Genomic DNA, 12,393 nt, shown 5'->3' with positions numbered 1-12,393 from the left:
GAGGGGATCATGGCGGCTGACGATACAAAGGAACTGTTTTTCGAGAGAGACCTTTGTGCGCTGACGCCGCTCGATCCTGATCGGGCGCGATCCTTCCTCGCCGACCTGATAGAGCGGTCCCGTGAGGACGAACTGTCAGATGTCGCCGCTCTGCTGGAAAAGAAGAAGGCTTCGGCCTTCCTGTCGGCGGTGCTCGATCTGTCGCCGTTCATTCGCGAAGCGCTGACCCGGCATCCGTCTATTCTGAGCCGCATCGTTTCTGCTTCGCCCGAAACCGCGTTGCACGACATTCTCGCGACGGTTTCGCTCTGCGGCATGGAGGAGGGCGCGAGCGAAGCATCGCTCATGACCGATCTGCGCCGCTTCAAACGCGAAGCGCATGTGCTGATCGCGCTTTGCGATCTGGCCCAAATTTTCAATACGGAAGCCACCACCGGCTGGCTGACCGATCTGGCTGAAGCCTGCACCGGCGCTGCCGTGCGCTTTTTGCTGCGCGATGCGGATGCTGCTGGAAAAATAAATCTGCCCGACCGCAACAAGCCTGACAAAGATTGCGGCTGGATCGTGCTGGGCATGGGCAAGTTCGGCGCGCGCGAACTGAACTATTCCTCCGATATCGACCTGATCGTCTTTATCGACGAAACCAAACCGGCCATCGGCGATCCGTATGAATGCGTTGACACGTTTTCGCGCCTGACGCGGCGGCTTGTCCGTATCCTTCAGGATCGCACGGCGGACGGCTATGTCTTCCGCGTCGATCTTCGCTTGCGTCCTGATCCGGGGTCGACGCCGCTTGCGATTCCCGTTGGCGCAGCGCTGCATTATTACGAAGGGCGCGGCCAGAACTGGGAGCGCGCCGCCATGATCAAGGCGCGGCCCGTCGCCGGGGATCGTGCCTCCGGTCGTCAGGTGCTGGCCGAACTCTCTCCTTATGTCTGGCGCAAATATCTCGATTATGCGGCGATTGCCGATGTTCATTCGATCAAGCGCCAAATCCACGCCCATAAGGGCCATGGCGACATCGCCGTTCGCGGGCACAATGTGAAGCTTGGGCGCGGGGGTATCCGCGAGATCGAGTTCTTCGTCCAGACACAGCAGCTGATCGCTGGCGGGCGCTTTCCGGAACTGCGCGGCAATCAGACTGTGCCGATGCTGGGCCAGTTGGCGGAGCGTGGCTGGATCACGGAAAAGGCACGCGATGCGCTGGCCAAGGAATATTACTTCCTGCGCGATGTGGAACACCGCATCCAGATGATCGCCGACGAACAGACCCATATTCTTCCCGAGGACGATGAAGGCTTTGCCCGTGTCGCTCATATGATGGGCTATGCCAATCCGGCTGAGTTTTCGGAAGTTTTCCTCGACGCGCTCAAGATCGTTGAAAAGCACTATGCGGCTCTTTTTGAGCAGGCGCCGGAACTTGGCACCTCGACGGGCAATCTCGTTTTCACCGGCGATGTGGATGATCCGGGTACGCTGGAAACGCTTGTTGCCATGGGCTATGAGCGCCCAAGCGATATCTGCCGGGTTATCCGCACCTGGCATTTCGGGCGCTACCGCGCCACCCAGTCGGCGGAAGCGCGCGAGCGCCTGACCGAACTGACACCTGCGCTCCTCAATGCCTTCGCCGAGACCAAGCGCGCCGACGAGTCGTTGTTGCGTTTCGACAGTTTTCTGCAAGGTTTGCCTGCGGGCATCCAGCTTTTCAGCCTGCTTCAGTCCAATCCGCGCCTGCTCAATCTGCTCGTGATGATCATGAGTGCTGCGCCACGGCTGGCCGAAATCATCACGCGCAATCCGCATGTTTTTGACGGTCTGCTCGACCCGGCAATCTTTTCAGAAATGCCGACCCGCTCTTATCTGGAAGAACGGCTGCGCGTGTTTCTCGGGGCCGCGACAGACTACGAGGAAGTGCTGGATCGGCTGCGCATCTTCGCTGCAGAGCATCGTTTCCTGATCGGCATTCGCTTGCTGACAAGCGCGATTGACGGCGTCCGTGCCGGGCGCGCTTTTTCCGATCTGGCTGAGTTGATGATCGGTAAGGCATTTGAGGCTGTGGAAGCCGAATTGCAGCGTCGCCACGGCAAGGTCAAAGGCGCGAAATCGGCGCTGCTCGCCATGGGCAAGCTCGGCAGTCGTGAACTGACTGCGGGTTCCGATGTCGATCTGATCCTGCTTTACGATCACGACACGGATGCCGATGAATCTGACGGTGAAAAGCCGCTCGCTCCGTCGCAATATTATATTCGCCTGACGCAACGCCTGATCGCCGCTCTGTCCGCACCGACGGCGGAGGGTGTGCTCTATGAAGTCGACATGCGTTTGCGCCCTTCGGGAAACAAGGGGCCTGTCGCAACTCATATCGAGTCCTTCGGCAAGTATCAGCGGACAGAGGCCTGGACCTGGGAGCATATGGCGCTCACGCGGGCACGCCCGATCCATGGCGACGAGAGCTTTATTACGCATATCACGGCGGAGATCGACGAGGTGCTGTCAGCACCGCGTGACGTGAAGAAGATCGCCAAGGACGTGCGCGAAATGCGCGACCTGATCTATCAGGAAAAGCCGCCGCGTGATGACTGGGATTTCAAGCTGAAGCCCGGCGGCATTGTCGATCTGGAATTCATCGCGCAATTCGCGGTTCTGGTTGGGAACGTTACCAAGAAGCCGCGCCCGCTGGGAACGGAAGAGGTTCTTGGCTCGCTCGACCCGGCCTATGCCGAACCCGCGCTCGCCGACAGTCTGGTCGAAGCGCATCGGCTTTATACGAATTTGAGCCAGACGATTCGCTTATGCCTCGGCAGCGATGCGCCGCGAGACGAGTTCATTCCGGGTATGATCGATCTTCTCTGTCGCGCTGCCGATATGCCGGATATCAAGCGCGTTGAACATCATCTGACCGAACTGGCGAAGGAAGTCCGCGCGAGTTTTGAAACGCTTGTAAGCGCTTGATTCTTTAATTAACGCGCATCTTTTCCGAAAACCGTTTCACACTTTTTTGGATGCGCTCTAAGCTGCGTGGATAGCGGCGCTGTGCCCGCTGATCTGCACGGCCTTGCGGTCAGGTATGCTGACCGCAACCACCGTGCCGACGCCTTCGGTCGAGCGAATGCGCAGCCAGCCGCCATGCAGTTCCGCCAGCGAGCGGGTGATGGCGAGACCGAGGCCTGACCCGCTATGGGTTTTGGTGAACTGGTTTTCGACCTGTTCAAACGGCTGGCCGATCTTTTTCAATGCGGATTTTGGAATGCCGACGCCGGTGTCCTGAATGGTCATGAACAGGGCCGATCCGGTCTTGCGGGCGCGCACTGTGATATGTCCGTTATGGGACGTGAACTTGACCGCGTTGGACAGGAGATTGATCAGCACCTGCTTGACCGCACGGCGGTCGGCATAGAGCTGCATGGCGTCTTCGATCCGCGTTTCGACCGTAATGTTCTTCTCATCGGCTTGCAGTGAAATCATGCGCACCGTCTCATTGATGAGCGGGCAAAGATCGATCTGTTCGCGGTCGAGCGAGAAATGACCGGCTTCGATCTTCGACATGTCAAGAATGTCGTTGATGACGTTCAGCAGGAAGTTACCGCTGGTGTGAATGTCGTTGATATATTCCTCATAGCGGTCGGAACCGAGCGGCCCGAAAGTGCCCGCCTGGATCATTTCCGAAAAGCCGATGATCGCATTGAGCGGCGTGCGCAGCTCATGGGACATATTGGCGAGGAATTCCGACTTGGCGCGGTTGGCCGCTTCGGCGCGTTCCTTTTCCTGACCGTATTTGCGCGCGAGTTCCGACAGTTCGCGCACACGGTCGCGCTCACCCTTACGGGCAATCGAAAGGTCGTGGATGGTCGCCATCAGACGGCGTTCGCTATCCACCAGACGTTCCTGATGCAGCTTGAGCTGGGTGATATCGGTGCCGATGGAAACCAGACCACCATCCTGCGTGCGGCGTTCGTTGACCTGTAGCCAGCGGCCATCGCTGAGCTGGCGTTCGAAAGTCTGCCCGCCAGCGCGATTGTGTTCGTTGGCCATGCGGCGTTCAAAGGTGAATGGGCGCGTATGAGCGTCGACTTCATTGCGTGGCACGCCGGGTTTCAGCGTCCAGACCGGCAGTCCGGCATATTCGCTGAACTTGGAGTTCGCCATAACCAGACGGTTGTTGGCATCCCACAGAATGAAGGCTTCCGAGATGTTCTCGATGGCTTCGCGGATGCGCATGTCGGCTTCTGCCGTCGCTTGCGCAAAACGGTGCTGCTCGCTGACGTCGAAGGCGATGCCGACCAGATGGAGGTCGCCTTCAGCCGCAATATCGGCACGCACACGCATCCAGACCCACGATCCATCCGCATGACGCATGCGGAACACGCGGTCCACGTGAGAGAAGTCGCCAGCCGCCGCCTGTTCGGCGAGAGAATAAAGATCGCCATCTTCCGGGTTGATGATTGCCGCGACATCGCTGAACGGCAGCACAGCGTCCTGCGCTTCATAGCCCAGCATTTCATACATGGAGCGCGACCAGTAGATGCGCCCGCGCGCCATGTCCCAGTCCCAGAGACCGCAGCGTCCGCGCGCCATGGCGAGATCAATCCGGAGCTGGATCTGATTGGAAAGGTCGTCGGCTTCGCGGGCCCGCGCCGCCTGACTAAAATAGGCGTAAAGAATGGCGAACATGACACCGGTGGTGCCCGCAAAGAGCGTGACATTAAGCGACACCGCTCGACGCCATTCGGCAAAGATCGTATTTTCCGCTTCCGTCGCGATGATGGAATAAGGCGCGGTCAGCGGCTTGGACAAAGCGCCATAGGCCGCTTCGCCTTGCAGGAGAATTTTCAGCACGCCTGCGCGTTCAGCAAAGAGGAACAGCGGCTGCGCTTCCGACAGGATCGTATCAATCGGCTTGCCGGATAAATCGGAGAGGGGGCCGGAAGCCGCGACCACCGACGACTGGCCGTCAACGATGGCAACTGTCATGCCGGACGATGAAAGGCCGCGCGAGCGAAACTCCGCAATGGTGTCCTGCAAGTCCTTGGCGGAAACCTGCGCGCCTGCGCTGGTTCCATTCGCCACGCGCTCGATCATCTGCGCCAGATTGGCGGTCGCTGCCGACAGCGAAGCCTTGTGCTGCTGCTCGATGTCGTCGTGCCAGGCCAGCATGGAAAACACGCGGGCGACGCCGAGAATGATAAGGAAGATGATGATCAGCGCGGGAACGAGGCGGCGCAGAATAGGTTCCATCGAGATGAATTTGCCATAGGCCGGACCCGCGAGAAGACGGACATGGCCCGAGACCTTGCCTTTCCTTCTCTTCCGACCGGATTCGCAATGCGTCCCCGCCGGCGCGCCATACGCGTCGGTGCTCGCCATCTGATGGTCCCTCGTGAAATGCCTGCGAGTGAAGTGATTCGGAATACACCACCTCCGAATACATTCAATGAATCAAAAGTGATTCGCGCTGTCCAGCGATTTCGTTAACGAGACGTAAAAAAGGCCACTCGCCGGTATTGATTTTCTTATGAATCTCAAGCCTTTATCCGGAATCAGTTCCTTAGCCGACGCGCTTAAATCCATGAAAAGACTCATGAAAAACCTGGTCGCTTCCGAAGCGTGCCAGAGCAGGGCGAAAGCGCATAGCTGTTCACCCTGTCAGCCGCAGAAAGGCGGCTAGCAGGAGCGAATCAGATTGCTTCGATTGTCGCCCGCGAATCAGGCGAGAGTGCGATCCACGATGTCGCGCAGGTCGGTTGAAAGTTTGGGCATGCCCGATATGCGGGCGAGAGCCGCACGGGCATGTTCGCGCCGCGTTTCTTCCAGTGACCGCCAGGACCGCATCGAGGTCAGAAGCCGCGCAGAGAGCTGCGGGTTTTCGGGATCGATAGCGAGGATCGTCTCGGCGAAGAACACATAGGCCGCGCCGTCCTTGCGATTGAAACCGGTCGGGTTCGACGCCGAGAAGGAGCCGATCAGCGAGCGCACGCGGTTTGGATTGTCGAGCGAGAACAGGCGGTGGACGGCAAGCTGGCGAACGGTCTTCAGCGCGTGTTCACCGGGGCGGGTCGCCTGAACATTGAACCACTTGTCCATGACAAGCCCGTCGCTGCCGAAACGCTGTTCGAAGCTGGAGAGCGCTTCCCGCGCTTCATCCGTATCGCCGAAGCGGTGAACGAGAACCGTCAGCGCGGCAAAGCGGTCGGTCATGTTGTCGGCTCCCACATATTGCAGGGCGGCACGACGCTGGTTGCCTTCGTGGCGGCTTAGATAATCCAGCAGCGCATTGCGCAAGGCGCGCTTGCCTGCCGCTTCCGCATCGGGGGTAAAAGCGCCAGTCTGCTTAAGCCCGTGATATAGCTTGGCGAAATCACCCGCATAGGCTGATGCAATAGCGGCGATCAGGTGGTCGCGGCTGGCAAGGATGGCGTCGGGATCGACATTATCGCCCATTTCACGGGCCACGTCGCTTTCGCTTGGCAAGGTCAGGCAGAGCGCGCGGAACGCCGGATCAAGTGTCTCGTCGGATGCGACGCGACCGATCAGTTCCACCACCTTAGCATTCAGCTCCGGCTTATGGCCGCCACGAACGCGCTTGGCGCCCTCGAGCAGGGTGCGGGTGAGAATGCTGTTCATGGCCTGCCAGCGTGCAACCGGATCGCTGTCATTCAATGCGAGGAATGTGAGGTCCTCTTCGGAAAGCGGCGAGGTCAGATTGACCGGCGCGGAAAAGCCACGCAGCAGCGAAGGAACCGGACGCGCCTTGATGCCGTGGAAAACAATGGTCTCCGATGAGTGGTGCAGTTGAATGACATTGTCATGCACATCGCCGCCTTCAACCGAAGTCGGCTTCATATCCTTGCCGTCCGGGCCGATAAGGCCGAATGCGATTGGAATATGCATCGGCTTTTTCACTGACTGGCCGGGTGTTGGCGCCAGCGCCTGACGCAGGCGGATGGTGAAGGTTTCAGCCGTCGCATTGTAGTCGAAATCCGCATCCACTCGCGGTGTGCCTGCCTGATCGTACCAGAGCGCGAATTGCGCGAAATCCTGCCCGGAAACGTCGGCAAAAACCTTGATGAAATCTTCGATCGTGGCAGCATCGCCGTCATGGCGCTCGAAATAGAGGTCCATGCCCTTGCGGAACAGGTCTGGCCCGATGATCGTGCGGATCATCCGGACGACTTCCGAGCCTTTTTCATAGACCGTCGCCGTGTAGAAATTGTTGATCTCGCGATATTCACGCGGACGCACCGGATGGGCGAGCGGGCCGCCATCTTCGGGAAACTGCTGCGCCTTCAGTATCTTCACTTCGGCGATGCGCTTTACTGGACGCGAGCGCTGATCGGCGGAGAATTCATGATCGCGATAGACGGTCAGTCCTTCCTTGAGGCAAAGCTGAAACCAGTCGCGGCAGGTGATGCGGTTGCCGGTCCAGTTGTGGAAATATTCGTGCGCGATGACCGCCTCGATGCCGGCATAGTCCACATCGGTCGCTGTTTCCGGATCGGCCAGCACATATTTGTCGTTGAAGACATTGAGGCCCTTGTTCTCCATCGCGCCCATGTTGAAATCTGACACGGCGACAATGTTGAAGACGTCGAGATCATATTCGCGCCCGAACTTTTCCTCGTCCCACTGCATGGAGCGCTTCAGCGCGTCCATGGCGTAAAGTGCGCGCTGTTCCTTGCCGTGTTCGACATAGATGGCGAGATCAACCGGGCGACCGGAAGCGGTTGTAAAATGATCTTTCACAACACCGAGCGAACCGGCAACAAGAGCGAAGAGATAGGACGGCTTCGGATGCGGATCGTGCCACACCGCAAAATGCCGGTCGGCGCTGCCTTTTGTGGTTCCGTTTTCAACCGGATTGCCATTGGAAAGCAGGATCGGCGCGGCATCACGGTCGGCTTCGACACGCACCGTGTAGACGGAAAGCACGTCAGGGCGGTCATAATAATAGGTAATGCGACGGAAGCCTTCCGCCTCGCATTGTGTGCAATAGACGCTGCTGCTGCGATAAAGCCCTGAAAGCTGCCGGTTGGTCGTCGGATTGACGGCGGTGACGATTTCCAGTGTGAAGCGCTCACCTTCCGGCAGATCGCTGATGGTCAGGAGATCGGGCGTTGCGACATAACTATTATCGGCAAGCGGGGTGCCGTTGATGGCAATGCTGACGAGCTTGAGTTCGTCGCCATCGAGGACCAGTGGCGTGCCGGGCGCGGTGCCCGGGCGGCGCTCGATTATCAGCTCGGCACGGACAATGGTTTTCTCCGGCTCCAGAGTGAAGTCGAGCTTCGTTTCCGGTATCGCGTAAGGCGTCGGGCGGTAATCTTCGAGACGAAATGTCTGGCCTGTTTCTGTACGCATCGCGGAACTCTTTCTGTGAAGTCTTGTGCTGGATTCGTACCCGGCTTTTGCCGAAACGACAAGAAACGAGCGCTGGGCAAATAAATTTGCCGAACACAACGCTATGGCTGGCAGTTCATGGCAAACAGGCATAAGAAAACAATGTGGTCATACTATTTGGCCGCAAGTTTTACGCGGTATATGTGGGGAATTGCATCGTGAACGCTCGTGCGAGCGCAGCTGTTGAGGCGGCAGGGCTAGATTCAAATCCGATGCTTGGTATCGGTCTCAAGATTGCTTCCGTTGCCGTCTTTGTCGGCATGTCCACAATGCTCAAAGCTGCCGATGGTGTGCCGCTCGGGCAGCTTATTTTCTTCCGATCCTTTTTCGCAGTCATCGCTGTTCTGCTCTATTTGCAATGGCGTGGGCAACTCTCGGGCGCGTTTCGGACACAGCATGGCTTCAGCCATTTCTGGCGTGGGCTGGTTGGCGTCTGCGCCATGACAATGAGCTTCTTTGCGCTGATGAAACTGCCGCTGCCCGAAGCAATCGCCATCAATTATGCCTCGCCGCTGATCACGGTGATTCTCGGCGCTGTTATTTTGCACGAAGTGGTGCGGTTTTATCGCTGGAGCGCGGTTCTGATCGGGCTCTTCGGCGTGCTGATCATTATATGGCCGCGCCTGACGCTGTTTTCTGGAGGCAATGTCGGACAGGACGAGGCCATTGGAGCCTTGTCGGCGCTTGGAGCGGCTTTCATGGCCGCTATCGCCATGCTTCTGGTGCGGCGGCTTGTGCAGACGGAGCGCACGGCAACCATCGTGATCTATTTCTCGCTATCGGCCAGTGTCATTGCGCTGGTCAGCCTGCCTTTTGGCTGGATCGTGCCCAGCTGGACGCAGCTGGCTCTGCTCATCGGTGCCGGATTTGCAGGCGGCATCGCCCAGATTCTGCTCACCGAATGCTACCGTCACGCGCCGATGTCTACCATTGCGCCATTTGAGTATACGTCGATGCTGCTTGGCCTGTTGATCGGCTTTCTGCTGTTTGGCGATGTGCCGACGCTGGAAATGCTGGTCGGCAGCGTCATCGTCATGGCGGCTGGTGGCTTCATCATCTATCGCGAACACAAGCTTGCGCTCGAACCGCACAAGGTTAACGCGCCGCAAGGGCAGTAATTAGAGCATTTCCAGCAAAAGTGCGAAGCGGTTTTGCGTCGGATAATGCGTAAAAAATAGCTAGCTCGTCGTTTCCTGCGGTCCTTCCGAGCGTGGATCAAGCTGCATGGTCTCCGGCGTGGACTGACCGTCCGGCGTGTGGAACTTGTATTCGGTCTTCTGTTCGCTGATTGCAGGACGTTGCAGCCTGCGAATGCGCCAGAAGGCGTGCAGGCCGTAAACGCCAAAGGCAATGGCCATGGTCACGAAGAAGCCGGAAGGGCCGATGGCATCCATCAGCGGACCGGAAAGTGCTGGCCCCACCACGCTGCCCGCGCCATAGATGATCAGCAACCCGCCGGAGATTTTGACGAATTCGCTGGCATCGGCATAGTCATTGGCGTGGGCGACGTTGAGGCTATAGATCGGATAGATCACCGAGCCGAACAGGAACATCATTGCGTAAATCGCATAAGGTGTGGTCGGGTGAAACAGCACCATGACCAGTGACAGGGCAAAGCCGATGAGGCCTGCCAGCACCATGACATAGCGCCGGTCCACGAAGTCTGATGCGCGGCCGAGCGGATACTGGAAGATGGCGCCACCGATCATTGCAGAAGCCAGCATGGTCGCGATACCGAAGGTCGAAAGCCCATTCATTTCGCCGTAGATAGCAGCAAGAAAGTTCCATGTACCGGCGACGATACCGGCGATAAGCGAGCCAACGGCTGCGGCTGGCGAGCGGCGGTAAAGCCCCTTAAGGTCAAGCGAAACCTGCGTCAGCGGGTTTGGTGACTGGGCGCTGGACAGGGCAGTCGGCAGCAGGGCGCTGGCATAGATGATCGCGCAGATGATGAACAGCGTCTGGGTCATCGCATCGCCGAAGGGCAGAATATACTGTCCGCACATCAGGCCGAGCATGGTGATGATCATATAGATCGAGAAAATGCGCCCGCGCGATTCATTGGTCACGCGCTCGTTCAGCCAGCTTTCGATGATCATGTAAGCGCCCGCGAGCGAAAAACCCGCGACGCCGCGAAAGATCATCCAGGCTACCGGGCTGACCACGAGCGCATGAAACAACAGCGCCATCGACAATAAGGTCAGCAGAGCGGAAAACACGCGCACATGTCCGACGCGCCGCACCAGATGTGGCACCACGATACAGCCGATGGTGAATGCCAGCGAATAGCTCGTGCCCATCCAGCCGATGGTTGTGGTGGACCAACCCTCCATTCCGCCGCGCAACGGCAGGAGAATACCCGCGAGGCCACCGGCGAGCAGCATCAGGAACGTGCTTGCAAGCAGGGCGGCGATGGGCAGGAGCTGGCCAGCCATGAGGTACTCCAATGAGATGAATTCGGAATCTAAGAGCCTGTTCCAAAAGTCGCCTTGTGTGGCTGCAAATGGCAATTTTCTACATTCCGGTGCTCACGTACCTTTAGTACGCTCCGCTCCGGTACTCGAAAATCACCATTTTCGCACACACAAGCCGCTTTTTGATTCAGGCTCTAAAACTACTTGTCGCCGTCTGGCGCTTTGGCAAGCGGCGAAATAGAACAAGTTTGCGGCATGTTGGTGATAAGCATTGTTCTGATGAACGAGCCGATGCCACCGAAAGGCCGGAATATCAATTGCGTATTTCGTCTAATTTCAACTTTACGGACAGAAAGTCACGCCAGGCAAAACGCTTCTGTGCGGGTGTGCGCAGAAGATAGGCGGGATGCAATGTCGGCAGAACCGGAATTTCCATTCCGGACGGCGTGCGATGGATTTTCCAATTGCCCCGAAGCCGCAATATGCCCTCGGTTGCACCCGTCAGCGCCTTGCCGGCTGGCCCGCCGAGCGCGACCAGTATTTTCGGCGCGGCAAGCTCGATCTGCCGCTCGATGAACGGACGGCAAAGCTCGGTTTCCAATGGCGTTGGCGTGCGATTACCCGGCGGACGCCACGGGATCGTATTGGCGATATAAACGCTTTCGCGCTTGAGACCGATGGATTCGATCATCCGGTTCAGGAGTTGGCCGGATTTGCCGACAAAAGGCAGGCCTTCCATATCCTCATCCCGTCCCGGCGCTTCGCCGATGAACATGATATCGGATGAGGGATCCCCGTCGGCAAAGCACAGGTTCTTCGCGGTGAGTTTCAGATTGCAGCCGTCAAAGGCCGCAAGCTTCTCGCGAAGTTCATCCAGTGTCGCAGCTTTTGCTGCGGCCTCACGGGCCAGAGCGATCTGGGCCGTATCGGGCACGTCGGCTGCGGCCTGGACAGGTCTGCTTTCAGGTGAGGGGGTTGCGGCGGCTGAGGGTTGTTGCCAGTTCTGCGCACGGCTTGGCTGATTGGGCTGCTGCTGTGGGCGAGGGCGCTCGGCTGCCTGCGTGTCCTGTCGCGGTGTGGCAGGTGCACGCTGCGGTTCGGCAAAACGGTCGATAGGCGTGTCCGAGAGCGGCATGTCAACGCCCGCTTCCGCATAGAAGCGGAGCAAGCCTTCCATATCCAGTGTCTCGCGGCCATCAGTCATCTTTGTACCTCGAACATTGAGGTGGCGAATTTTGGCGGTGAATGCAAGAGCGCGTCGCGCTTTTCGCGATCAAACCACGGACTAACCACCGGAAGCTTACGCTGGGCGCGAGAAATCATGCCAATCCCGACAGGTCGCGACAAAAAATCCCCACAGGCCATTTTCAAACAATTGAAATTGACGTTTACGTCAAAGTAAATATCATTAAACGCACTCAGACGCCGATTTTGGACAATTCGACGCATTTGCGACAGTTGCTAACTCTGTAAGAGGATAAAGGCGAATGACGGGAACAGGCAAATCCTATTGCATGCTGCCCAGCGCTGGCCAAACAGCCTGTTGATGGGTATTCGCAATGGGATTATGCGTAAAAACAATTGG

6 protein-coding genes are annotated in these 12,393 nt (G+C 58.1%); 2 read left to right on the top strand and 4 right to left on the bottom strand.

Annotated elements, in window-relative coordinates; translation table 11 throughout:
* Positions 1–9: 9 nt before the first annotated feature.
* Positions 10–2,952, top strand: a complete 2,943-nt coding sequence (locus FHW00_RS17315) for a bifunctional [glutamine synthetase] adenylyltransferase/[glutamine synthetase]-adenylyl-L-tyrosine phosphorylase (RefSeq protein ID WP_078340160.1) — start codon at positions 10–12, stop codon at positions 2,950–2,952.
* Positions 2,953–3,009: 57 nt separating this feature from the next.
* Here FHW00_RS17315 and FHW00_RS17310 read toward each other — a convergent pair whose 3' ends face one another.
* Positions 3,010–5,364, bottom strand: coding sequence for an ATP-binding protein (locus FHW00_RS17310; protein ID WP_182514673.1), 2,355 nt, complete (start codon positions 5,362–5,364; stop codon positions 3,010–3,012).
* A 339-nt stretch (positions 5,365–5,703) separates the two neighbouring features.
* Positions 5,704–8,355: an aminopeptidase N gene (gene pepN / locus FHW00_RS17305; RefSeq protein WP_078340159.1), complete on the bottom strand. Its 2,652-nt coding sequence runs from the start codon at positions 8,353–8,355 to the stop codon at positions 5,704–5,706.
* 251 nt (positions 8,356–8,606) lie between these two features.
* Between pepN and FHW00_RS17300 the strand changes: the two genes are divergently transcribed.
* A complete protein-coding gene (locus FHW00_RS17300) occupies positions 8,607–9,512 on the top strand; it encodes a DMT family transporter (RefSeq protein ID WP_210276579.1) in 906 nt (301 codons plus the stop codon).
* Between the two features lie 60 nt (positions 9,513–9,572).
* Here the strand turns inward: FHW00_RS17300 and FHW00_RS17295 are convergent, their stop codons facing one another.
* Both FHW00_RS17295 and FHW00_RS17290 read right to left on the bottom strand, forming a co-directional pair.
* A complete protein-coding gene (locus FHW00_RS17295; RefSeq protein WP_078340157.1) occupies positions 9,573–10,829 on the bottom strand; it encodes an MFS transporter in 1,257 nt (418 codons plus the stop codon).
* 292 nt (positions 10,830–11,121) lie between these two features.
* Positions 11,122–12,012 (bottom strand): uracil-DNA glycosylase, encoded by an 891-nt coding sequence (locus FHW00_RS17290; protein WP_078340156.1) that lies wholly within the window; start codon positions 12,010–12,012, stop codon positions 11,122–11,124.
* Between the last annotated feature and the right edge of the window lie 381 nt (positions 12,013–12,393).

The organism is Ochrobactrum sp. P6BSIII (assembly GCF_014138065.1).
GTDB lineage: Bacteria > Pseudomonadota > Alphaproteobacteria > Rhizobiales > Rhizobiaceae > Brucella.
The sequence above is the reverse complement of the archived record's forward strand: the minus strand, read 5'-3'. Positions and strand labels throughout refer to the sequence as shown.